General features: G+C 69.3%; 23 protein-coding genes. 11 read left to right on the top strand and 12 right to left on the bottom strand.

All coding sequences use genetic code 11. The annotated features are described in order from the left end of the window. Window positions 1-71: 71 nt before the first annotated feature. The 4 genes from IE305_RS06535 to IE305_RS06520 form a co-directional block, all read right to left on the bottom strand. On the bottom strand, window positions 72-2,543 hold the full coding sequence (locus IE305_RS06535) for a phage portal protein (protein ID WP_190128476.1): 2,472 nt from the start codon (window positions 2,541-2,543) through the stop codon (window positions 72-74). Further along, the gene (locus IE305_RS06530; protein WP_190128475.1) at window positions 2,543-2,881 is read right to left on the bottom strand and encodes a hypothetical protein; all 339 of its coding nucleotides are present in this window, start codon (window positions 2,879-2,881) and stop codon (window positions 2,543-2,545) included. The genes IE305_RS06535 and IE305_RS06530 overlap by 1 nt, the downstream gene beginning before the upstream one ends. A gap of 78 nt (window positions 2,882-2,959) precedes the next feature. Then, window positions 2,960-3,358, bottom strand: a complete 399-nt coding sequence (locus IE305_RS06525) for a hypothetical protein (protein WP_229890660.1) — start codon at window positions 3,356-3,358, stop codon at window positions 2,960-2,962. Window positions 3,359-3,632: 274 nt separating this feature from the next. Continuing rightward, a complete protein-coding gene (locus IE305_RS06520; RefSeq protein ID WP_190128474.1) occupies window positions 3,633-5,009 on the bottom strand; it encodes an NsdA family TPR-like regulatory protein in 1,377 nt (458 codons plus the stop codon). A 375-nt stretch (window positions 5,010-5,384) separates the two neighbouring features. Between IE305_RS06520 and IE305_RS06515 the strand changes: the two genes are divergently transcribed. The 8 genes from IE305_RS06515 to IE305_RS06485 all read left to right on the top strand — a co-directional run bounded on the left by IE305_RS06515 (window position 5,385) and on the right by IE305_RS06485 (window position 12,443). Then, window positions 5,385-6,560, top strand: coding sequence for a hypothetical protein (locus IE305_RS06515; RefSeq protein WP_190128473.1), 1,176 nt, complete (start codon window positions 5,385-5,387; stop codon window positions 6,558-6,560). Then, window positions 6,557-7,471 (top strand): lactate/malate family dehydrogenase, encoded by a 915-nt coding sequence (locus IE305_RS06510; protein WP_190128472.1) that lies wholly within the window; start codon window positions 6,557-6,559, stop codon window positions 7,469-7,471. Before IE305_RS06515 ends, IE305_RS06510 begins: the two co-directional genes overlap by 4 nt. Then, window positions 7,471-8,580, top strand: coding sequence for a phosphoenolpyruvate carboxykinase (ATP) (locus IE305_RS06505; RefSeq protein ID WP_190128471.1), 1,110 nt, complete (start codon window positions 7,471-7,473; stop codon window positions 8,578-8,580). Before IE305_RS06510 ends, IE305_RS06505 begins: the two co-directional genes overlap by 1 nt. A gap of 144 nt (window positions 8,581-8,724) precedes the next feature. After that, window positions 8,725-9,711 carry a radical SAM protein gene (locus tag IE305_RS06500; RefSeq protein ID WP_190128470.1) on the top strand — a complete coding sequence of 329 codons (987 nt, stop codon included), beginning with the start codon at window positions 8,725-8,727 and terminating at the stop codon, window positions 9,709-9,711. 2 nt (window positions 9,712-9,713) lie between these two features. Beyond that, window positions 9,714-10,502, top strand: coding sequence for a hypothetical protein (locus IE305_RS06495; RefSeq protein ID WP_190128469.1), 789 nt, complete (start codon window positions 9,714-9,716; stop codon window positions 10,500-10,502). Window positions 10,503-10,566: 64 nt separating this feature from the next. Continuing rightward, window positions 10,567-11,376 (top strand): hypothetical protein, encoded by an 810-nt coding sequence (locus IE305_RS32845; RefSeq protein WP_229890659.1) that lies wholly within the window; start codon window positions 10,567-10,569, stop codon window positions 11,374-11,376. Then, a complete protein-coding gene (locus IE305_RS32840; protein ID WP_229890658.1) occupies window positions 11,349-11,957 on the top strand; it encodes an AAA family ATPase in 609 nt (202 codons plus the stop codon). The genes IE305_RS32845 and IE305_RS32840 overlap by 28 nt, the downstream gene beginning before the upstream one ends. 54 nt (window positions 11,958-12,011) lie before the next feature. Then, window positions 12,012-12,443 (top strand): NUDIX hydrolase, encoded by a 432-nt coding sequence (locus IE305_RS06485; protein ID WP_190128467.1) that lies wholly within the window; start codon window positions 12,012-12,014, stop codon window positions 12,441-12,443. Window positions 12,444-12,585: 142 nt separating this feature from the next. Here the strand turns inward: IE305_RS06485 and IE305_RS06480 are convergent, their stop codons facing one another. The 6 genes from IE305_RS06480 to IE305_RS06455 form a co-directional block, all read right to left on the bottom strand. Then, the gene (locus tag IE305_RS06480) at window positions 12,586-12,963 is read right to left on the bottom strand and encodes a hypothetical protein (RefSeq protein WP_190128466.1); all 378 of its coding nucleotides are present in this window, start codon (window positions 12,961-12,963) and stop codon (window positions 12,586-12,588) included. A 530-nt stretch (window positions 12,964-13,493) separates the two neighbouring features. Next, entirely contained in the window at window positions 13,494-13,910 is a 417-nt protein-coding gene (locus IE305_RS06475; RefSeq protein WP_229890657.1) for a DUF6415 family natural product biosynthesis protein, read from the bottom strand. Then, window positions 13,898-14,365, bottom strand: coding sequence for a LuxR C-terminal-related transcriptional regulator (locus IE305_RS06470; RefSeq protein WP_190128465.1), 468 nt, complete (start codon window positions 14,363-14,365; stop codon window positions 13,898-13,900). Before IE305_RS06470 ends, IE305_RS06475 begins: the two co-directional genes overlap by 13 nt. A gap of 292 nt (window positions 14,366-14,657) precedes the next feature. Further along, window positions 14,658-15,143 carry a hypothetical protein gene (locus IE305_RS06465; RefSeq protein ID WP_190128464.1) on the bottom strand — a complete coding sequence of 162 codons (486 nt, stop codon included), beginning with the start codon at window positions 15,141-15,143 and terminating at the stop codon, window positions 14,658-14,660. After that, window positions 15,143-15,577, bottom strand: a complete 435-nt coding sequence (locus tag IE305_RS06460) for an ATP-binding protein (protein WP_190128463.1) — start codon at window positions 15,575-15,577, stop codon at window positions 15,143-15,145. The genes IE305_RS06465 and IE305_RS06460 overlap by 1 nt, the downstream gene beginning before the upstream one ends. A gap of 127 nt (window positions 15,578-15,704) precedes the next feature. Continuing rightward, a complete protein-coding gene (locus IE305_RS06455) occupies window positions 15,705-16,178 on the bottom strand; it encodes a hypothetical protein (RefSeq protein WP_229890656.1) in 474 nt (157 codons plus the stop codon). A 382-nt stretch (window positions 16,179-16,560) separates the two neighbouring features. Between IE305_RS06455 and IE305_RS06450 the strand changes: the two genes are divergently transcribed. Then, window positions 16,561-17,802, top strand: coding sequence for a helix-turn-helix domain-containing protein (locus tag IE305_RS06450; RefSeq protein WP_190128461.1), 1,242 nt, complete (start codon window positions 16,561-16,563; stop codon window positions 17,800-17,802). 4 nt (window positions 17,803-17,806) lie between these two features. Here IE305_RS06450 and cutA read toward each other — a convergent pair whose 3' ends face one another. Continuing rightward, complete coding sequence (gene cutA / locus IE305_RS06445) at window positions 17,807-18,142, bottom strand: divalent-cation tolerance protein CutA (protein ID WP_190128460.1); 336 nt, start codon at window positions 18,140-18,142, stop codon at window positions 17,807-17,809. A gap of 439 nt (window positions 18,143-18,581) precedes the next feature. Between cutA and IE305_RS06440 the strand changes: the two genes are divergently transcribed. Continuing rightward, window positions 18,582-19,475, top strand: coding sequence for a TauD/TfdA family dioxygenase (locus tag IE305_RS06440; protein WP_190128459.1), 894 nt, complete (start codon window positions 18,582-18,584; stop codon window positions 19,473-19,475). Between the two features lie 139 nt (window positions 19,476-19,614). Here the strand turns inward: IE305_RS06440 and IE305_RS06435 are convergent, their stop codons facing one another. Further along, on the bottom strand, window positions 19,615-20,388 hold the full coding sequence (locus tag IE305_RS06435; RefSeq protein WP_190128458.1) for a glycosyltransferase family 2 protein: 774 nt from the start codon (window positions 20,386-20,388) through the stop codon (window positions 19,615-19,617). 65 nt (window positions 20,389-20,453) lie between these two features. Between IE305_RS06435 and IE305_RS06430 the strand changes: the two genes are divergently transcribed. Then, on the top strand, window positions 20,454-21,710 hold the full coding sequence (locus tag IE305_RS06430) for a nucleotide sugar dehydrogenase (RefSeq protein WP_190128457.1): 1,257 nt from the start codon (window positions 20,454-20,456) through the stop codon (window positions 21,708-21,710). Window positions 21,711-21,735: the final 25 nt, after the last annotated feature.

Raw genomic sequence — 21,735 nt, 5'->3', positions numbered from 1 at the left:
ATGCACATCGCACTCGGTTAGCGTCGCGTGCTGATGGACGGCGGCTCAGGGAGACCAGATGGCTGGCTAGGTCAGGAGGTCTCCCGGGAGCTGGGGCCAGTGCGGTATCGGAGGCGGCAGCGGCAGTTGAGGGTGAGACCAGCGGGCGCGAACGGGTCCCCGGGGTAACGCAGGGTGGAGCCGTGGACGGTGTAAGGGATACCGACGGGCAGGGTGGTGCCGTTCAGCTCCATGTGGGCGGGCCGGACTCGGGTGTCTCCGCGGGTGACCCAGGTGCGCAGCACCGTGGGCCCCGCACCTTCGGCGGCGGCATCGGCCGCACCGTTGACGGTCGCGACGGCGCAGGACTCGGCGAGCAGGGCGATGAACTTCGCGGAGCGCGCGCGATAGAACGCGGCCACCGTGTCGGTGAGGTCGTGGAGGATGACGGGCTCGCTTTGTGCTGTGTCGAGGGCCTCGGCCAAGTCGGAGAGCAGTGCCGCGAGCGCACGCCCGGCCATGGTCGAGGCGGCGAGCCCGGCGGCGGCCGCGCTCGGCAGCACGGTGACTGCGCCCCTCATGCTCCTACTCAGGGCCGCCGCGGTGGTCACTGCGGTCTGCTGGAGGATGGGGGCCAGAGTGCTGGCCGTCTCCTCTTCCCACCGTGCCGCGCCGACAACGCGCGCTCCGTCGATCGGACCGTCACCCTGGCGTACGTCGGTGTCGCCGTCCGGCTCCCAGTACCGGGTGTGCTTACGGAACTTGGGTGCATGCAGACGGGCAGTGATTACGCCCTCTTGCCGGGCAAGCAACGCGGTGAGTGCCGCGGTGATGGCGGCGGCGGCCGTATCGAAGTCGCTGTCGGTGACCTCGAATCCGTCATCCTCTCGGGGCAGCTCCTTGTGCTCGATGCGACTGCGCGCGGCGTCGACGTCCGTTGCAGCAGCCCCGTGGGCTGTTGGCGGCTCCAGGGTGGTGCGCGCGGCCGTGACGTCGTCGGCGGCGTCACCGGGCAAGGCGAGAGGAACGTTGCTGCGGGCCTGGTCGACGGCGGCTGCGGCTGTGTCCGCGGCCACCGGATCGCTGGCGGTGCCGCGGGCGGCTGCGACGTCTGCGGCGGCGGTTGCCTGCAGGGCCTGGCCTCGGGCCTCGGCGACCGCGTCGGCGGCTGACCCGCCGGCAGGGCCGGAGGGGGCGATGGCGGGCGGCGGGCCGCCGGCGCCGGGTAGGCCGGGCACGCCTCCCGCCGCCGGGTCCTGGCCGACGCCGAGCGCGGCCGCATCCTGCTCGTTGGCTGGGACGGGCGCCTTCTGCGGACTGATCCACAGGGCTCGGGTGTGGGGGACATTAAAGGGGCGCCGTCCGGCGATCTCACGGTACTCATCGACCGTGATCAGCCCGGCGTTCCACTCCTGCCTAGCTTCCTCCCTCCGCTGGCGGCGGGGGAACTCGAGCGCCTCGACGGTGGAGGTGTTGAAGCGGAGCGACCACCCGTCATCGAGGTCTAGGTCGAAGGCGGACGCAAGCAGTGCGAGGTGAGGGAGTTCAGTGTGCTGCCAGAAATTCCACTCTTCCCGATCGGCGTTCGCATACGTGCGCTCGCTCGCATTGCCGACGATGCTCTCCGGGACGCCGAACGCGCTCAGGATCTCGTCCTTCGCCGTCTTGGCCAGCGCCTCGTAATTCATGTCGCGCGGACGGGTACTGGTGTCCACGTAATTAAGCCCGCCCGGCCCGCTGCCGACGACGACAGTTTCGCCAGCGTTCTGGGCGCCCGGGGCGAGACGCTGCTGAATCCGGTCGATCTCGCGCTGGTCCAGACCGTCAACGTCGATCCCGACGATTCCTGACGGACGCGCGTCATTGTCGATGAAGGCGATGTTGTACGTCCGGGCTTTCACATCCAGGTCGACAGACAGGCCAGCGGCCTCCAGCGGCGTGACGCCGCAGTAAGGATCGGTCGGATGCGGGTCACGTAGCCAGACGACGCGGCTGGGGTCCAATTCCCGGACCCGTCCGTCGTATGTCGTGAATTCGAAGTGGGAGACGTAGTCGCCGCGACTGTCGGGTATCGGCTCGACCCGGTTGGGCGGCAGCAGGTCGAGGCGGGTGACGGTGCCGCCGCGGCTGCGAGTGATCTCGACGAATGCGCCCTTCTTCGACAAAAGGAGCTGCGCGGAGAGTCGCTTCTTGAAGACGGTGGCCCGCTCCAGCGGGTTGGCCTGGACGTTCAGGACGTGCAGGAGCGGGTGGTCGGTGAGCGTTTCCGCGAACTGCCGCTCGTCACCACCACGTCCGATCTCGACGGTGAGCGCGCCGGGGTGCTTGGAGATCGCCTCGACGGACTTGAAGGTCCAGATACTCCGCTCGTATCCCTCCTGGATGACGCGGTCGAGGTCCCAGCCCGCGGCGCGGTTCTCGGTGCCCCACACGGTCGTGGTGCCCGCATAGGTCATGGAGACGTACGAGTTGCCGATCGGCCCGGCCGACTTCTCTTCCAGCCGAACCGGCGAGCGCGGAACGAGGAGACGGCGGAGACCGGGCAGGAACTGGCGCTGTGGCATTAGGCCCCCTCACTGGCCAGCCACACGCCTGCCGCGGCGAGGGCTGTGCCGACTTCGACCCAGCCGAGGAGCGGGAAGTACACGAGGGCGCAGCCGACGGCGGCTGCCGCCGTGATGGCACTGATGGTGCAGGTGACGGCGCGGGAGACCCTGGTCCTCGGAGGCGCCAGGAAGCGGAAGGCCGCGAAGGTGCCTGCAGCCGCCACGCTGCTGCTCAGCACCGGGTGCATGGCGCCCAGGGCAACGAGCACGACGAGGATGCCGACGGCGGCGAGGAGCAGTCCGGCGACTTCGCGGGCGAGGCTTCGCGGCGAGGGTGTCTCAGGCGGTGTACTCACGGCGCGCACGATGGGGGCCGCGTGGCGTTAGTGTCGCGTGCTCACTTTGGGAGGGCGATCGGGAGAGGGAGCGCATAGTCAGCGGGGCCGGGTGACTCCGGCCATGTATGCGCTGATGCCGCGCCGCTGGACCTTCTCGCGGGGGATGATCTTGGTCCCCGTCGGGGGCGGCGGGAGCTTGCGCTTCTTGCGCGTCGACTGGTCCCCGCCGATCAGGTGTCTGTTGTCCACCTTCTCTGCGCAGTCCTCGCCCTTGACCTCGTCGTACGGGCGTCGGCAGCCCTTGCAGTACACCTCCAGGGCGTCGACGCGCTGGCCAGCGGTTGCCTTGAAGGAACCCCGGAAGTCGGCGATGCTCGCGATGCGCTGCTCGACCTGGATCTCAGCGGCAACCACCCAGGTGTGCGACAGGTCCTGTGGCGGTACGGCGGGCGCAGCGGGAGGCGCGGGCGGCGCTGCCTTCGTCTCCACCTTCATCACCGGAGCCTGTGAGGCCAGGGCGGGCTTTGACGGGAACAGGGGTTCCTGCCAGAAGGCCCGGCCCGATGCCGGTGAGAGGGGAGCAGTAGCAGTCGTCACCCATTCCTCCGCGCCGTGTCGCTGGTCGGGGTTGACACAAGCGCCACCCCCTTTCATTGCGCGGAACGTCACTGACCCTGGATCTGTTACACCTCGCCCCCAGGTGACAGGCGACCTGACCGGAAATCCAAGCTCGTTCTCGTCTAATTGGGTAAGCGCCCGGTTGTCCCTCTCATCTGCTACTGGTGCTGAGGAAGTTCCAGGCGCGTTCGTCGAGCTCGGTTGCGGAGCGTAGGCCGCGGGCGCGGAAGCGGGCGATGTCGCGACGGATGTTCTCGACAGCCTTGCGGGTGCGGACGGAGGCGACGCCGTCCATGTGGTCCAGGGCTCGGCCCCAGGTGGCGCAGGCTTGTTCGATGCTGCCCTGGGCGGCCTCGAGTTCGGCCTGCGCGACGAGGTCGAGGGCGATGATGCGGGCGTAGGTGCCCGGCGGGCGGGTGGCGGCGGCGCGGGCGTACTGCTGGGCGGCGTTGTGCGGGTCGCCGAGGGTGGCGAAGACCTTGGCGGTCCGGCTACGGACGGTGGCCTCGTGCGGTCCCCAGAACAGGGCCCAGAACGGTGCCGGGTCCCCTTGGCCCGCCTCCAGGCGAGCGTGGGCGTGTTCGACGGCGCGGACGGCCTGCTGCCGCTGTCCGGTTTTCGCCAGGGCGTGGGCGCAGGTGATGTGGAAGAGGGCTTCGGTTGCGGGGTCGACGCGGCCCTTGACGAGGTCGAGACCGGTTTCGGCGAGGGCCAGGCAGTGCTCGGCGCGGTGGATCTTCATGCCTTGCTGGGACATGGTGCGCATGACGAAGCCGTCGTGGCCCGGGACACCGGATTCGACGGCAAGGGCGTAGGACTGGAGGTAGTAGCGCTGGGCGAGGCCCTGCTCGCCGGCGTCGTAGCTCTTCCAGCCGGCCAGGTGGACACCGGAGGCGGCGGCGGAGAGCATCTGGCGGCGGGCGTCGTCGGTGCGGAAGCGGCCCCGGCACAGGGTGGCGACGTCGGACATGAGGTACTGGACGAGGGCGGAGCGTCCGTGCTGGCCGCCGTGGAGTTCGTCCATGGCGGTGAAGACGCGGATCATGTCGCGGACCGCGGCGACTTCGGCGTCGCCGACGATGGCACCGCTGCGGGCGGCGGCGGTGCGATCGGCTACCTCGTGGACGTAGCTCAGGGGAAGAGCAGCGGCGGCCACGGAGTAGGCGCTGGTGGCGAGGAAGCGTCGGCGGTTCACGTCTGCCTTCCCGATCTGGGCCAAGGTCTCGACCGGGTCGGGACCGATGGACAGTCCGATGCTGTCATCATCAGCTACGCCTTGGGAAAGGCCCACCTGGTCCACGGTGATAAGGCGTCCGAGTAATCGGGACAGGGCTTCCGCGAGGTACCGGGGGGTGTCGCCTGCCGGGCGTGCGCCGGAGGCCCAGTGTTCGACGGTGGAGCGGTTAGTGCGTAACCTCTCGCCGGCCTCGGCTGCGACGAGGCGGACGGCGTGGGCGACGGTTTCGTACGGCAGCCCTTTCTCATCGATGAGGGCCTTGAGCTGCATGTTCGGCGTGCGCTTGGTCATGGCCAGCCTCGATATACGCGATATACGTCTCCGCCAGCCCCACACAGTACCGCCCGTGCCCTGGCGGGAGTTGACTGTTGGCGGCGCCCCGAAAGGCAGTCCTTCCGGGCTGCATGAAGGAGGACAGCCGGGCGCGGTTTCCCACGCCGCGCCCGGCCGCACCCTTGGGACGGAATGGCGCGGGTGTGGCAACTGGGGCAGGTGAGGTTTTCCGGTTTCGTTGGCAAACCTCCACCTCTGGCGTGCCGGGCCCGGTGGTGACGATGCTGGTCGGTCTCGGCGGCCCGGAACGCGTTCGCCGACCAGGTGACCTGTGCCCTTCCACGGTGCGCCCCCTCTTTCCGCTGACGTACTCAACCTGCGTGGAGGACGACCATGCCCGCTCTCGCATCGCCCGCGCGTCCGGTGGCGGCAGACGTGTTCGCCTATGCGGCCGGCCAGATCCGCTCGGCGGCCGCCGAACTCGCCCCCGGCGCAGTCGTGTGCCTGGGCGCCCGTACCGCCTCGGTGACCACCTACGTCCGCCGGGTCCGTATCGGGGACGAGGAGCTGTTCGCGAAGCTGTCGTTCCTCGGCGTCTCGCTCGTGTCGCTCTTGCGTGGCACGTGCGGCGACTGGGGTGCCGTGCGGGCGCGGCAGTCCGCGTACGTCGCCACGCCGGGGTCGTTGCTGGAGCGTGAGGCCGCGCAGCTGTGGCTCCTGCGCCGCGAGTCCGCCTTACGTGTCCCCGCTGTCGTCCACCACGGGCAGGGGGTGCTGTTCACCGAGGCCGTCACCGGGCCGACCCTGGAGGAGCTGATAGTCCAGCAGCCTGCGCTGACGGCGGAGCTGCTGGGCAAGGTGATGGGCGAGCTGGACGAGGGCCTGTCCCGGCCCGGTGTGGTGCGCGGGCTGGAGCGGATCGCGATCGGTGAGCGGGCTATCGACGCGGTCTTCGCCCGCAAGTTCAACGGGCTGTCGGGCCCGGTGTACATGCGGCTGGCCGGGGACGTCGCCGAGGACATCGCCGCGGTGGTGGCCCGGCTGCGGCGTCTTCGGTTCGCCGAGCCCAGCGACGGCGTCATGCACGTCACCTTCGGGGACCTCAAGCCGGAGCACGTCTTTTTCCCGGACGGCCCCAGTGGCCGGCCCGTCTTCCTCGACCCGGGGCTCGCCCGGGGCCGTGCCGGCACGGACGAGGCCAAGCTCCTCTCCCGCGTGCTCCTGCTCCTGCTGGTCTCCGCGCCGCCGTACGGCACAGCCCGCGGGGTCGCAGACGGCATCGCGGAGTTCGTGGCGACCCGCACGCTCGGCATGGAGCGTGGCGCCCGCCAGGCGTGGCTGCGGCAGCTGGGGCTGCTGTGGCTGATGGACACCACGAACATCCTCACCACCTACGTGACGGCGCCGCCGGGGCTGATGCTGCCCGACCTCGGCGACTCAACGCGGCGCTCGGCCGGCGGTGTGCTGCGGGTGCTGGACCGGGTGACCTCCTTGCTGGAGGCCGGTACGGAGCCGGGCACGATGTGGCGGCTCGCGCTCGCCGAGGTCGTCAGCGAGGCCGTCCGGTGACCGGCCGCAAGGTGACCATCGGCGTGGTCGGGGCCGGGGCGGTCGGCCAGACCGTGGCGATGCTGCTCACGGCCACCGACTGGTGTGCCCGCGTCCTAATCTCCTCCCGCACCGGGGACTCGGCGGCGGCGCTGGTCGCTGATCTGGAGGACCTGCAGCAGGTCAGCGGCTCGCCCGTCAGGACGCACGCGGTCGAGGTCGCGGACATGGGGGTCTGCCACGCGATCGTGCTCGCCCCGCGCGCCGCCTTCACCAACCGCCACGAGCGCGACGTGCGCATGGGCGGGCTCGCCGCGAACGCCCCCGTCATCCACACCCTGGCCCGGGACCTCGGCGGCTACGACGGCACCGTGATCGTGGTCACCAACCCCGTCGACGTGCTCACTCGGCTGTTCGCCGAGACCTCCGGCTGCCGCCGCACCTACGGCGTCGGCTCCCACACCGACAGCGCCCGCTACCGGCTCCTGCTCGCCGAGCACCTGGGCGTCCCCGTGGACGTCGTCGACGGCCGGGTGATCGGCGAGCACGGCGACCAGGCGGTGATCTGTGCTTCCACCACCCGTGTCGCCGGAATGCCTGCGCGCGTGCCGGTGCACGCCCTGCATGCCGCCCTCACCGACCGCCCCCAGCGCATCACCGCTGGCCTGGGCCGGGCCCGCGCCGGATGCGCCGGGGCCGTGCTCGCCGCGCTTCAGCACACCCTTGGCCTGGCCGATGGACTCATCGAACTGTCCGTCAACCATGAGGGGACTTGGTTGGGAATCCCGTTGCACTTCACCGCCGGGCAGCCCAGCGTGTGCCTCCCGCCGCTATCGCCGGGCGAGGCCCGCGCGCTGGCCGCCGCACGCGCCAAGGTGCGCTCCGCCTACGACAGCCTCCCCGCTCACCTCACCGAAGGAGTACCAACCTGATGACCCATGCGACGCGTATCAGCGCCGACCACCACGCGGTGATTGTCACCAGCAACGCAGGCTTCGTCACCGACTGGATGCTGCGCTACTTCGGCCCCTGGTGGCACGCCACCAGCACCACCGACGCCGACCAGGCCGAGCGGACCGTCCGGGCCGACATCGACCCCGAGACGGCCGAGATGCTGACCCGCAGCGTTCTCGACGCCCCGCACGAGAAGGCCGAGTACGCCCGCGCCCCCATGGTCCACACCCGCACCCCGGAGGGCGCCGTACGGGCCGCGCAGCCCGACCAGCAGCTCGCCTACGAGGCCCGCCCGGACGGCACCGTACGGATCGTCGGCGCCGACGAGGTCGCCGTAGCGCTCGCCGCCGCCCGGCTCGCACGCGAGAGCGTGCGCGGGCAGCTCCTCACCGACGGCTGGGTCATTCTCCACGCTTCGGCGGTCACCCGCGGCAACGGCGCTGTCCTGCTGACGCTCGGAAACAAGGGCGCCGGGAAGACCACCGTCGCGCTCACCCTCGCCCGGCAGGGCTTGGGGCTGTTGGCGAACGACCGTGTCTTCGTGCGCGCCGCCGTCGACGGCACCGTCAGCGTCCTGCCGTGGCCCTCCGCGGCCGCCGTCGGCCTTGGCCTCCTCAACGCGCTCGGCTTGTACGACGAGGTCCGCGCCCGGTTCATGGCCGGCGACCGGCTCCACCCGACCCAGGACCAGCGTGTCACCGATGCTCTCCTGGCCGGCAAGCGCACCCCGCAGTGGGAGAACGGCCGGGAGCTGAAGCTGCAGTTCTTCCCCGACCAGCTCGCCACGATGCTCCAGCTCACCCTCACCACCCGGGGCCCGGCCGAGCGCTTCCTGTTCCCGCAGATCACCCCCAACGCGGAGCCCGAGCTGCTGGACGACAAGCGGATGCTGCGGGAGGAGGACTTCTTCACCGCCGCGTCCGAGGACCGCTACCCCGACGTCTTCGGGCTGCTCCCGGACAACGGCGGGGCTGGGCTGCGCACCGCGTTCGGCATGCTTACCGGCCTGCCCCGCACCGCATTCCGCCTAAGCCACGACGCGGCCGCGAACACCGACTTCCTCAAGGCCCTCACCGCGGAGGAGTGACGACCGGCCCAGACCGTCAGGCTCGTCACCTCCTCCTCAGTGCCCAGACTCCTCGCCCCGGTACGGGCGGCTCCCGCCGGGGCGAGGCAGTGTCGCGCACGATCCGACGTGCTCCGCTCCACTTCGATCGAGGGAGAAAAGGACATGACTGATCTCGGTATGCCGGCGATTCCGGCTAGCAGGAGCCAGCTGGTCACCCCGGGCTTGGCCTTCTCCAACTGGGGCCACCACTTCACCGCCGAACAGAACCTGGACCTCAAGGCGGCGGTCAAGGCCGCGCGGGCGCCGCTCTCGGTGATTGTCCAGGTCACCAAGCGCTGCAACTTCGGCTGCTCGTTCTGCTCGGAGACCCTCCAGATCCCCGACCCCACACTGAAGGAGCTGGAGCTGATGCGGCTCCACCTGGCGGGGGTGCCGCGCATCTTCCTCTCTGGAGGGGAGCCGCTGATGCGGAAGGACTTCGGCGAAATCGTCGACATGTATTACGAGGACCACATTCTGGCCGTGCCGACGAATGCCACCCACGGTCTCCAGCACGCCAAGGGCATCGCGGGCAAGATCGCCTTCGCCAACATCGGCCTGGAAGGTCCTCGCACCACCACCACCCGCGTACGCGGCAACTACGACCAGATCATGGCTGGCGTCCACGCCCTGAAGGACGCCGGCATCCCCCTGTCGCTGTCCGCCGTCGTCTACCGCTCCACGCTCTCCGCCCTGCCGTTCACCTGCCAGATCGCCGACGTCCTCGAGGCGGGCAAGGTCAAGCTGATCATGCCGCTGCGCAAGGGCAACGCCCTGGATCTGGACGAGAACGAGTTCATCTCCGACACCGAGGCCGCCGAGACCTTCGCGCGGCTGTCGGAGCTGCGGACGATCCACGGATGGCGGCCCGCGCTCCGGATGACGACGTGGACGCCGGAGAATGAGGGCCACATGATCGTGATCGAGCCGAACGGCGTCGCACGGGCCTGGCCGGTCTACGACGCCCCGGACCTGTGGGAGCGGCTCGGCAACGTCCTCGAGGAGCCCATCGAGGCGATCTGGGAGCGGTATCGGTTCAAGGAGAACCACTTCGCCAAGTACCTCGGGCGCTCGATCCGCACGACCACCCACACCGAAGCGGGGCGCTGACGGTGCGGGAGCTGTCGAACCTGAGCTGGTCCGACACCCCGTACGGTGCGGACAAACGCCCGTTTCCCAAGCAGGTGCAGCTGCTGACCGGGATGGCCATGCAGTGGGCCGACGAGGCGGGCGAGCCGGTCCCGGTGAGCGCGGCGGCGGTGTTCGTGCCGGTCAAGCGTACGCAGGCCACGGCGGTGGAGCCGGGCACGCTGCATTTCGGCTTCCACGTCGCCGTCGCCGAAACGGCGGAGGACACCCCTGGCCTCGTGAGCCTCGCCGATCGCATCCTCGTCCAGGCCCGGCGCGAGGCCGCCGGCCTCGCCTGGCATTCCTTCCCCGATGACCTGCACGTCACCCTGACCGTCGCCGCCGGGCGGCTGCCCGGGTTCACGGCCGTTGGCGAGGCGTGGAAGGACCGCACGGTCCGCGAACGCGGCACCGCGCCCCTGGTGGACACCGCGAGCGACCTCGGTCGGTACAACCTGCCCACGCAGGCCGCGAACGCCGAGGGCATCGACCTCGGCGCCAACCTCGCCGCCTTCCAGGACGTCTCGGTCGTCCAGGCCGCGCACGACGACCTCGCCGCCATCAGCGAGGCGCGCGAGCTGCTGGTACAGCAGCTCGCGGCCGGCATCCTCGGCCAGGCCCTTGCCACCGCCCTCCTCGGCGGCAAGGCGATGAACCGGCTCACCTGGTCCGCACCGTTCCGCCTGAGCGAAGCCCTGGCGCTGGAGGCGTGGCATGTCCTGCCGCAGGTTTACGGGCCCGATTCCGGCACCGTCAAGGTCATGAACCAGTAGCGTCCCTAAGGCGGTCGGGCGGCCAGCCGGGTCGGCCCGACCGCCGACCCACGGAGATTCCCGCGTGATCATCAGCAGCAACCTCACCCGTCCCACCCGGCCGCCGCGCAAGCCCTCGGGGACCGTCCGCATCGCCTCTCTCGACGTGGAGTGGACGAAGAACTACCGCGTTAAGAACGGCAATCGCCCCTTTTGCTACTCCCTCGTCTGGCTGGACCTCCCCACCACCGGCACGTCCGTCGACCTCAGCAAGCTCCCGTTCGGCTACACCAGCACCTACGTCGAGGACACCAGCGAGACAGCGGCCCTCGTCCGTTGTGCAGCCGACACCGTGTGCACGGCTGTCGACAGCGCCGACATCATCACCGGTCACCAGCTGTGCTCCGACCTTGCCGTACTTCAGGCCAATGCCGAGCAACTCCACGAACCCCTGGTGGCAGCCCGCGGAGCATGGAAGCAGCGCCGCACACCGGGCGAGGACGGCGCGCGCTACCTGGACACACGGTTCGACGCCGGACACCTACTGACCGGCGCGTCCCGGCGACTGGTGGACGTGTGCACCGAGCTCGGCCTGGACGTCACCCAGCCCGAACTGCGCGGCACCTCCATGACCGCTCTGCATCGCCGCTGGCTGGAGCACGCCGATCCGACCGCGCGGGAGAAGATCAGCGTCCTCAACGTCCGCCACTCCCTGTCCACCGCCTACGTCGCCGCCCGCACAGCCGGACTCGGTCACTGGGAGCCCCGCGGCGGACTCAACGTCAACCAGACCCTCGCCGACCACGCCGCCGACGCCTGGGACTGGCTCACCTCACCGACCTTCACCGACCTCTTGGGGGAACAACCGTGCCCATCCGCGACTGCGCGGTCTTAGCCGTCGAAGGCACCCAGGCCGCCGGCAAGACCACCTTCGTGCACGCGCTGACCGCCCACTACCGCGAGCAGGGCGTGAACGTTGCCTGCACCGGCGAGCCTGCCCGCACCAGCCCCTTCATGGAAGCGATCGTCCTACACGGCCAGGGCACCTTCGACCTGGCGGCCGAGCTCGACCTGTTCGCTCTCCAGCTCACCACCACGCTCCGCGCCGCCCGCAACCACCGGCTACTGATCACCGACAAGACGCCCGCCAACGTCCTCGCCCTCGCCCGCCTCGTCCTCGACCCCGCCGACCCCGGCACCGCAGCAGTCTTGGACGCGATGGAGAGCATGTGTCGGGCCTGGATGCCCCAGGCGTACGACCTGGTCATCTACTGCCGCGACCGCTTCGACCAGCAAGCCGGCGGCGACCGCTTCCGCACCAAGGTCCTCGGCCTCCAGGACGACGCAGACCACGCCGTTCTCGCCGCCTGCCAGGACTCCGGCGTCCGCCTCGCCGAGCTCCCCACCGGCCTGGACACCGCCGGGCGTGTCCGGTGGACCGCCGAACAGGTTGAACGACGGGGACTCGCCGCCTGACGCAACTGCGGCCGCTAGGGTCCCGACCGTACAGATCGCCGCTGGGAGGGTCCTATGCCGCACACCACCGTCATCGACGCCATGGTCATCCTGAAGCGCGACGGCCACATCCTGCTCGCCGAACGCGCCGGCACCGGGTACGCCGACGGCCTGCTCAACCTCCCTTCCGGCAAGGTCGACCCCGGCGAGAACGTCCTCGACGCCGCCGTCCGCGAAGCCCGCGAAGAAGTCGGCGTCCGCATCGTTGCCGCCGCCCTCCGCCCCGTGCACGTCATGCACTACCGCAACCCGCAAGGGCATCCCCGCATCGGCTGGTTCTTCGCCACCACCCAGTGGGACGGCCAGCCGACCAACGCCGAGCCTCACAAATGCGCGGGTATTTCCTGGCACCGCCCCGACCAGCTCCCAGGGAACACTGTCCCGTACAACGCCCTCGGGATCGCCCACTACCTCAAAGGTGAGCCGTTCTCCGTTCACGGTTGGTAGACCGCACCAGCGGGCGGCCGGTGAAGGCGACGAGGGACACCTTCGCCAGCCGTGGTCGTGGTGGCCACGCACCGGCTGGGACACCCTCGGCTACCAGCCGGCCGACAACGCCGACCAGCACCCCGGCCCCCTCACCGACCGCTTACGCTGCCGGAGCAAAGACAGCGTTGTCGGGCATTCGGTCACGAAACGCGTCGGGGATGGTGCCCATAAGCCAGATCCGGTGCGACACGCGCACGGCGCCCGTCGGATCGTCCAACAGCACGTAGCGGCACACCTCCGCACCGGCGTAGCCGATCTCGGGCGGGAAGCCTTGTTCGTCGGTCCACGTCAGGTAATGACGGCCGTCGATTCTCAAGGCGCGGCGGCCGTCGGGGTCCTGGTCACCGAGCATCATGTAGCCCAGGCACGTCAGCCAGAAGTCACAGGAACTGCACACCCGGTACGCCGCCATCCGCGCGCCGACCCCGCGAATCTGCCGGTCGGTCCCCTTGTTCGGGCACAGCTTGCACTGGAACACCTTGTACCGCTCCGGAGGCCGCGCCCTCCTCATCGGCTGGTGGTGGCGGACCTACGCCGGATGTGCTTGCACCTCATACCTCGTTCCACGTCCTGGAGCGAAGGTTTGCGGGATGCGCCGCAGGTGATGCACTCGCTCGGCCAGGGCCTGGAGCGGGCACCGGGGAACGGCACCTTCGGCTTGTAGCCCGCCGCGAGCATCGTTTCCTCGGCCGGGCCCTGTTCGGCGGTCTGCGGGCTCGGCGTCGGGGGCGGGGCTGGTGCCTGCCACGGCGCGAAAACGGGCGGGGGCGTCGCGTAAGAGGTGTGCCCCCCGAACAACACTCCAAGACTGACCCATCGCTTCGGCTGTATCGGTACGGTCATGGCATATTCCTGTCTCGTACGGCGTGGATCAGTGGGCCACGGAGAGAGCCAGCGTCGTGCGGCCTGGTCGGTGAGGGACGGGTTCGCAGGATGATGTGGTCGTAGGCGCACGCCTGGATCAGAGGTGAGGCGTCGGGCCTGGCGGGTCAATGGGACGCTCGTCGATCAGGCGTCTCGCCCTTCAGAAGGGGTGATGGCCTGCTGGTGACGGCGCGTGCGCGCCTGTTCCCGGCTGACCTCCCCGACAGCGCGGAGCAGCGCGTTGACGAGGCGGGCGATGTTCTGTGCCCGGCGTCCGGCCGCCTGCGGTGTGCGGTATGGGGGTGGGAGGTGAAGACGTCGGGACGCTTCGCCGAGGGTGGCCTGAGCGTTGTGCCTGGCGTCCGAGTCGGCGGGGACCTTGAGGCACTGGGCACGGAGGTCATTGGCGACGATCCGCCCGTAGTCGGTCAACTGCTCGATCATGCACAGTGCGCTGTCGAGGGCTGGAAGGGCGGGGCCATTCAGATTCCAGGCGAGCACCATGTCGACGTGCGCTCGAATCTCGGCCTTGCCGGGGACGGCGGCGGTCAGCGAAGCCATGCGATCACCTCGTCCGCGGTGAGTCTCTGGAACTGCCACGCGCGGGTGATCAGGTGGGATCGGTTGCGGGCCTGGAGACTCGTGAGGAGGTTGCGGCCGTCTGCGCGGACGACCGCGACCGGCCGGTCCAGCTCCGTGGCCATCTGTGCGGGCGCCATGCCCCGTGCGATGAGCGGGACGAGGTCCTGCTGTTCGCGCGGCAGAAACAGCGTCTTGGGGTCTCGGAGCGGCGGTCGGTCTATGGCTTCGAGGGCGTAACCGACGGCGACGGCGGAGGCGGTCTCGCTTACGCCGTGCAGTTTGCTCTTCGCCAGCTTCAGATAGCCCGCAGCCGTGCCCTCACGGATCTTGAGTCCGAGAGCGACTTGCGAGAGAGCGTTGCCGGTGGCCAGGCCCTGGAGGATCTGCCGCTCTCGGCGCGCGAGGACGACCTTCAAGACGGTCGTGGTGGTCACTGTCTAGCTCCTCGGCGTACATCGGAGATCTGCTGGCACAGCACGGCGAACCGCTGTTCCTCGGCGGCCGCAAGGCGGTGTATGACGGGCGCCGGTCGCCGCCGAAGCCACGTTCGGTGCAGGACCGCGAGGGCGAATGCGCCGAGGAGGGAAGGCGAGGCGGCGGGGGTTCCGCCCGGCACTGGGGTGCTTCGGCCTCCGGGAGGGGTGTAGAGAGCCGCGTGCTGCCAGCGCCGGGCGGGGGTCGGGCCCGGGTGGGGACGGTGCCCGACGTCTGTGAGGGGAGCGCGCGTCATTCGGCGTCGTCTCCCATGAGGTCCAGGACGGCAAGGATCGCCAGGGCGTACCGGCGCAGGTAGGACAGCGCGTCCTCGGGGGCCGGCTGCTCGTCCCGCAGGGCAAGCAGGTGGCGCAGTTCCTCGGTGGGGTACATCGAGACGCGGTGCGGGACGACCTGCATGAGCTGGCGGGTCGCCCGGCGGAACCGGTCGGCGATCCGCGCGGCGTCCCCTTTGCTGAGTGGTGCGACCTTGGGGGGCCGTTGCCGGGGGACGGGGAAGCCGAAGCGGATCAAGAAGGCGTCGAGCTTACGTACGGGGGCGGCAGGGCCGGGCCGGTCGCCGATGGCTTCCTCGAGAGTGTCGATCAGGTCATCACCGATCCCCTCGTCGGCCAGGGAACGGGACAGGAGGTGGGCGATCCTGAGCTTGACCTCGTCCTCGGGCGTGACCGGCCGGTTCAGCAGCTCGGCGGCGGTCGCTTCGTCGACGGCGACCATTACGATCTCCCGGCAGGGACGGAGAAGGTCGCCCATGTGGTCCGGCCGTCCTCGCTGGCGCCCCAGCCACGGGCGAGTACGTGGACGAGGAACAGACCGCGGCCGCTCACGTCGTCGTCCGCAGCTGCTTGCAGCCGGGCAGGGGCCGGGTTGTCGTCGGTGACCTCGACGTGCAGCTCGTTGCAGGTGTGCCGGATGCGCAGCCTCACGGCGCCGTGGCCGTGCTGGATCGCGTTCGTGGCCAGTTCCGAGACGACGACCACCACGTCACGGGCCAGTTGGATGGGCACGGCCCAGTGCCGCATGAACGCCATGGTGATGCGCCGCATGTGGGCTACGCGTACGGGGTCCGGAGCGATGGCTACTTCGAAGGCGTGCGGCGTCTGCGGCCGAAGCGTTGCGGGGGCCGGGGCGACGGCTGTGGCAGGGCTCATCAAGGGGCCTCCCAGGTGTGCGGGGTGGAGGAGCGTGCGACATGCAGTGCTGTTGCGTCGTGCGGCACTGCCCACTCGCTGCTCCGTAGCGTGGCTCCGGCGTGCCCTGTGCCGGGGGCCAGGGTCCTCACGTACGTGCAGCCTGGATCTCGGGGACGACCACGGCGATGAACCCGAAGTGCAGCGCGAACCAGTCGACTTCCTGCCGGTACTCGTCGACCTGGGGACTGATAACGGGGTGGGTGACCACCACGACCCCGTCCGCGTACCCGGCCCGGATCTGCTGCCGCACCAGGCACCAGCCGGGTCGTGTCACGGGGTCGGTCGGCCCCTGGTGGTCCGTGTAGGACTGCCCTACGCCCACTTGCCAGGACTGGCGCACTGCGTAGGCCGCAGCCGCGTTCAGGGAGTGCCGCGGCTCCTGCCCGCCGACGGAGAGCGCGTACAGGCACACCCGTGGCATGCGGCCCTTGGCGTGGAGCCGTGCGACGATCCGCTCGAGGTTCTCGCGCCGCGCGGCCGCGAGCGGCCCGTACGGGTCGGCCGAGACACGGATCTTGTCGGGGTCTAGCCCGGCCTCGTCGACGCGTTCCCAGTCCATCCAGGTTTGAGTCCTGCGGGCGGTGCACTGGTGCATTGCTGGCCTCGGCTTCGTCGGTGGGCGATGAGGAGCGGCTGCCCGCAACGGGGGCGCGGGCAGTCGCCCATCCGGCCGGGAAGCTCCGGCCCGAACGACCAGCGGGGGCGTTGTCTACGACGACCATCACCCTCTCCCCGCGGTCTTCTCCGGGACGAAGGTCCCCGCGGAGCCGCGGGTCGTGCAGTGCACGGGCCCCTTATGGGTCGTGGTCATGGACTCAACCGTTCCGCGAGTCGGGGACCTCTGCCAGGGGAAATAGGAGGGGGAAATCTCTGTCAAGGGGGAAACCACAGGGGGAAGTTGGGGCCATGATTGGAATCCGCCCGAGGACGAGGTCACACTCATGGCAACAGACGAGTTCGCTGAGCTGCTCCTTCGACTGCGCAGGGACGCCAAGCGCACGCAGGAGGAGCAAGCAGACGCGATCAACGCTGTCTCCGGCCGGGAGACCATGACCCGGCGTGAGATCAACCGGTACGAGCACGGCGAGAACATTCCGACCAACCACACGCTTACGCACATCGCAGTGGCATGCGGCTTACCCCCTGAGTGCCTGCACCGGGAGGCCGCGGCCGCTCGTGCTCGGCGCAGGGAGGCTCGTCACGGAAAGGAGGGGCAGGAGGACGTGAAACGCCGCACACTGCTCGGGGGTGCCGTCGTCGGCGCGGTCGCTGCTGCCGAGCCATGGGACCGTCTCGCGCACGCCCTGAGTAGGGGCAGGAAGATCGACTCGGCTGCAGTCGCTGCCCTCGTCGATCGTGCCGGTGCCCTTCACGTGCGTGAGGGGAACCTGACAGCGCTTGAACTTCAGGGTGAGGTCGAAGGCCACCTCGACGCGATCACGTCGGCGCTGCCGCGGGCTGGTGAGCACGAACGGACCCTGACGATCGCCGCCGGCGAGACGGCAGCACTAGCGGGGTGGGTAGCGTGGGACCTGGGGGACCTCGAGCGGGCGAACGCGTACTACGAAGTCACCATGGAGTGCGCGAAAGAAGCTGGTCATCCGCCCTTGAGGGCTTTGGCTCTCGCTTACGCCAGCTATGGAGCGGACACCCCACAGAAGGGCGGAGACCTGCTCCTGAAAGCCGCGAGGTACGCGCGTGGGCCGGGCAATGCGGCCGCCGCCGCCTGGATCCACGGCCGACTAGCGGAAGAGGCCGCGAACATCGGCGACGAGACAAATGCCCTTCGCGCCTTGGACCGTGCACGCTTCGCCTACGACTTCGCTGATCACACCACCGAGCAGGCGTGGGTGCGCTTCATGACACCCTACCGGATGGATTCCCTCGCCCTGTCGGTCTACGGACAACTCGGCCGGCAGGAACTCGCCGAAACCGCCGACCACGCGATGGGGCGGCTGGGTAGAGAACTACCAGAAGCCGGCGTTGTTGTTCTGGGTGACTTGGCGGGCGCTCTGCTCCGCGGCGGAGATATCGATCAAGGCGTCTATGTGTCACGCCGGTTCGCTGCAGCCGCCGAAGCCCGTCCCACCACCATGGGCAAAGTTCGCGCCCAGGCCATCGCTTCACAGCTTCCGCACCAGGAGCGCGAACTCGCCCTGCACTTGCAGCAGTGCGCCGCGTGAGACGTTACTCAGCAGGCTGCGGCGCTGACTCCTCAACCACCCATGCCAGGTAGGCTTCCGAGCCGCCAGTCACGGGGAGAGTGATCCACTCAGGAACCTCGTAACTGTGCTCCCCGGCGACCCACGCTTCAAGTTCCGGAAGCCGGTCCGTGGTCGTCTTGTACGAGATGCGCCATTCCTGGGCGGTCTCGATGGCACCCTTCCACCGGTACACCGCCGTGAACGGCTGATCGATGTGGGCACAGGCCGCCAGTCGGCTCTCGACCGCGCCGCGCGCCAGCGCCTTCGCCTGGTCCTCATTGTCGATGGTCGTCTGCGCAATCACAATCTCGCTCGGCATGCGGCGCCCTCTCCTGGTCGGTGAACTACGACCCTACCCAGCCGGAGGCAACTCCTCGAAGGCCGCCGGCTACGCCAATAGCCGCCAAGACGGCGTGCCTGTCGCGTCAGAGCGCCATCACCCCGAGGGGCACCGGGCTGCACCCAACGTCTATACGACAAAGCTGCTTACCGCTGCACTTTGAGACGTATGGCGCCCCGGCCGGTGGGCACAGCGGGGCGCCTGTGGCTGGTGCATTTGACGGTTTAGTCATCAAACTTCCGGCCCTGGTGACCACGGCTGCCGCGCCGCGATGCTAAGCCGCACCCCGCCGAGATAGTCCAATTCTCCACATGTGGCGCGCACATGGAAGGAGTGGCAGGGTCCGGTGCCGGCTGGCGCAGCAGGCAGCAGCACCCGAACGACACCCCAGAAAACCTCAAGAGACAGGAAGTTCCACATGTTCATCGACATCCCGAGCGAACTTGAAACCGCTCTGATCGGTCTTCCTCTCCCGACGTGGAAGCTGGACAGCTCGTTCCTGACGCAGGCCACCATGGAGCGGTACCGAACCGAGCTGACGGCCACCCCGCGGTTTAAGGAGACCGCCGCGACGCTGCGCCACGCGCTGACCGGGGAGGTCGGCGGCTACGCCGTGCTGCGCTTGGGGAACCTCGCCAAGGCCCTGGGAACCGATCGGTTCCTGCGGCTGGCGACAGCCTTCGCGGCCGAGGTCGCTGTCCCCTTCTCGCCCTTCCCGCGGTGGCCCCTGTGGAAGGACATCGGGGTCAAGATCGACAAGGATCCCGGCAAGTCCAGCGGCATCGGGTACAACGCGTTCCACATGGACCTGGTGAACGCGACCCGGCCCCCGGACTACACCACGCTCCTGTGCGTCCGCCCCGACCCGCTCGGCGGCGGCCCCAGCATCCTCTCCGACGCCCACGCGGCGGTGGCGCGGCTGTCGGAGAACAGCCGCGCCCTCCTGGCCGAGACGGCCTACCACTACGGGACCTTCTTCGATCTGCACGGTGTCGGCGAGGAGTACAAGCCGTTCCCGATCCTGGACGGCTCCGAGCTGGAGGGGTTCGTCCGGTTCACCGCCAAGATGCTGGAGAGGTCCCAGCTCAGCCAGGCGCACGCCGACGCCGCCAGGGAGCTCGCCGAGGAGCTCATCCGGGGGCAGGTCTCCTTCATGCTCCAGCCCGGGGACTACCTCATCGTGAACCAGCGCCGCTTCCTGCACGGCCGCGAGGCGCTCCACAGCGGTCAGGAGACCGTCCCGGTCACCGACAGGCGCCTGCTTCTCCAGTTATTCCTGCGCGCATCGGTCGGCGTCGGCTCGGCTGCGTAGCCGACCGATGGCACCGGTCACCCGCCGAGTCCAACCTCCGGGTCGAGCCCCCGAGCAGGCGGCGCGGCCACGGGGCGAGGTCCGGTCGGGCACCCCCGGAAACAGTCGCGCGCGGGGAGCCCCGCGCGCGTGCGGGGAGCTAGATGCGCGAGTTGCGCAGCGACTGCCACACAGCGCCGGCCAGCGCCCGCGTCGCTCGCGGAACCGACAGATGCTCGTGCTCGCGGTACAGCTCCCAGTTGTATTGCACGAGCGAGAGCTTGTTGGAGGACAGCGATCCCGCCTGGTGGGCCCTGTACACCGCGAGCGGCTCTGCCAGGCCCCGGGCGTCAGCGCCGTCCCGCATGATCGACAGCCAGAGGGCGTAGTCCTGCCTTTTACGCATTTCCGGCATCAGCCTCGTGCCCAGGACATTGCGGTCGTACATGGCGGTGAGAGCACCGATGTGATCTCGGACGAGCATCGCGCGGTAGTCCACATGCTCCCGCGCACGGACCACCCGCCCGTTCGGGACCCAGTCGGTGCTCTCGCCGTCGTAGTCGGCGTCCATCTTGAAGTACGAGGTGAACGTCAAAGGCGCAGTGCCCTGGGCAGCGAAGGCGAGCTGCTTCTCGGTCTTCTCCGGAAGCCACATGTCGTCGCTGTCGAGAAAGGCAATGTAGTCCCCGCGGGCCCGCTCGATCGCGAGATTACGGGCCCGGCCCGCACCGCCCTGTTCGGGTGCCGACTGCGGCAGGACGCGCTCGTCCTGCTCGGCGAACTCACGGAGCAGATCCATGGAGCCATCGGAGGACCGATCGTCGGTGACCAGCAGCTCCAGGTCGCTGTGGGTCTGCGTGAGCACCGACCGGACGGCCGCGCCGAGCGTGGCTGCCGAGTTATACACGGGCATCACGACAGACACCAGAGGCACAGCACTTCTCCTTGCCAGACCAGGACGAGGGTCCATTCAAGCACCGCAATCGAGTAGGAGCTGCCATGCAGATCGTTGTCGCAGGTCAGGGCTACGTCGGGCTTCCACTGGCTGTACGCGCCGCAGAGGTGGGTCACCGTGTCGTCGGCTACGACGTGGACCCGCACCGCGTCCAGCAGCTCGCCGCCGGCCAGTCCCACGTCGAGGACGTGACCTCCTCGCGGCTCCGCGCGGTGCTGGACATCGGGGCCTACTCCGCGACCGCTGACGCTGCCGCGCTGGCCGGCTTCGACATCGCGGTGATCACCGTGCCGACCCCGCTACGGGACGGCGTACCCGACCTGACCTACATCGAGTCCTGCGCCCGGACCCTGGGTGAGCACCTCCGCCCCGGCGCGACCGTGGTCCTGGAGTCCACGACCTATCCCGGCACCACCGAGGAGCTGCTGCTGCCGATCCTGGAGAAGACGTCGGGGCTCAAGGGCGGGGTGGACTTCCTGGCCGGGTTCAGTCCCGAGCGCATCGCCCCGGGGAACAAGAGGTGGTCGTTCGAGGGGACGCCCAAGGTGGTGTCCGGCATCGACGCCACATCACTCGATGCGATCAAAGGCTTCTATGACGGTATCTTCCAGACCACGGTGCCGGTGTCCGGGCCCAAGGTCGCCGAGCTGGCCAAGCTGATCGAGAACACGTTCCGGCTCGTCAACATCTCCATGATCAACGAGCTGGCGACGCTGACCGACCGCCTCGGCGTGAACATCTGGGAGGCGATCGACGCCGCCGCGACCAAGCCCTTCGGATTCACGCGGTTCACCCCGGGGCCGGGAGTGGGCGGGCACTGCCTGCCCGTCGACCCGTTGTTCCTCTCGTGGAAGATCCGGGAAGACCTCGGCGTCCCCTTCCGGTTCGTGGAACTCGCCGACGACGTGAACCGCCACATGCCCGACTACGTCGTCCGGCGTGTCGTGGAAGCACTCGACAAGCGCGGCATGACCATCACCGGATCCCGGATCCTGCTGCTCGGCCTGACCTACAAATACAACGCCACCGACCTCCGCAATTCACCTTCAGCACGTGTCGCCGAACTCCTGATGGACCTCGGCGCCGAGGTCCGCGGCGCAGACCCCAACATCCCGGACGGCGCCGGCACCGAGCTGGCCGTGCGCCGAGTGGACGCGACCCCGGAGGAGGTCGCGGCCTCTGACGCCGTGGTGCTCCTCATGGACCACACACGATTCGACCTCGCGATGATCCAGGAAAACGCGACCTGGGTTCTCGACTGCCGAAACCGCATGTCCGGAGCGAACGTCGAGGTCCTCTAGCCTCTCGCGATTCCTCCTGACCGGC

It is taken from the genome of Streptomyces mashuensis, from assembly GCF_014654785.1.
GTDB classification, from domain to species: Bacteria; Actinomycetota; Actinomycetes; order Streptomycetales; family Streptomycetaceae; genus Streptomyces; species Streptomyces mashuensis.
The sequence above is the reverse complement of the archived record's forward strand: the minus strand, read 5'-3'. Positions and strand labels throughout refer to the sequence as shown.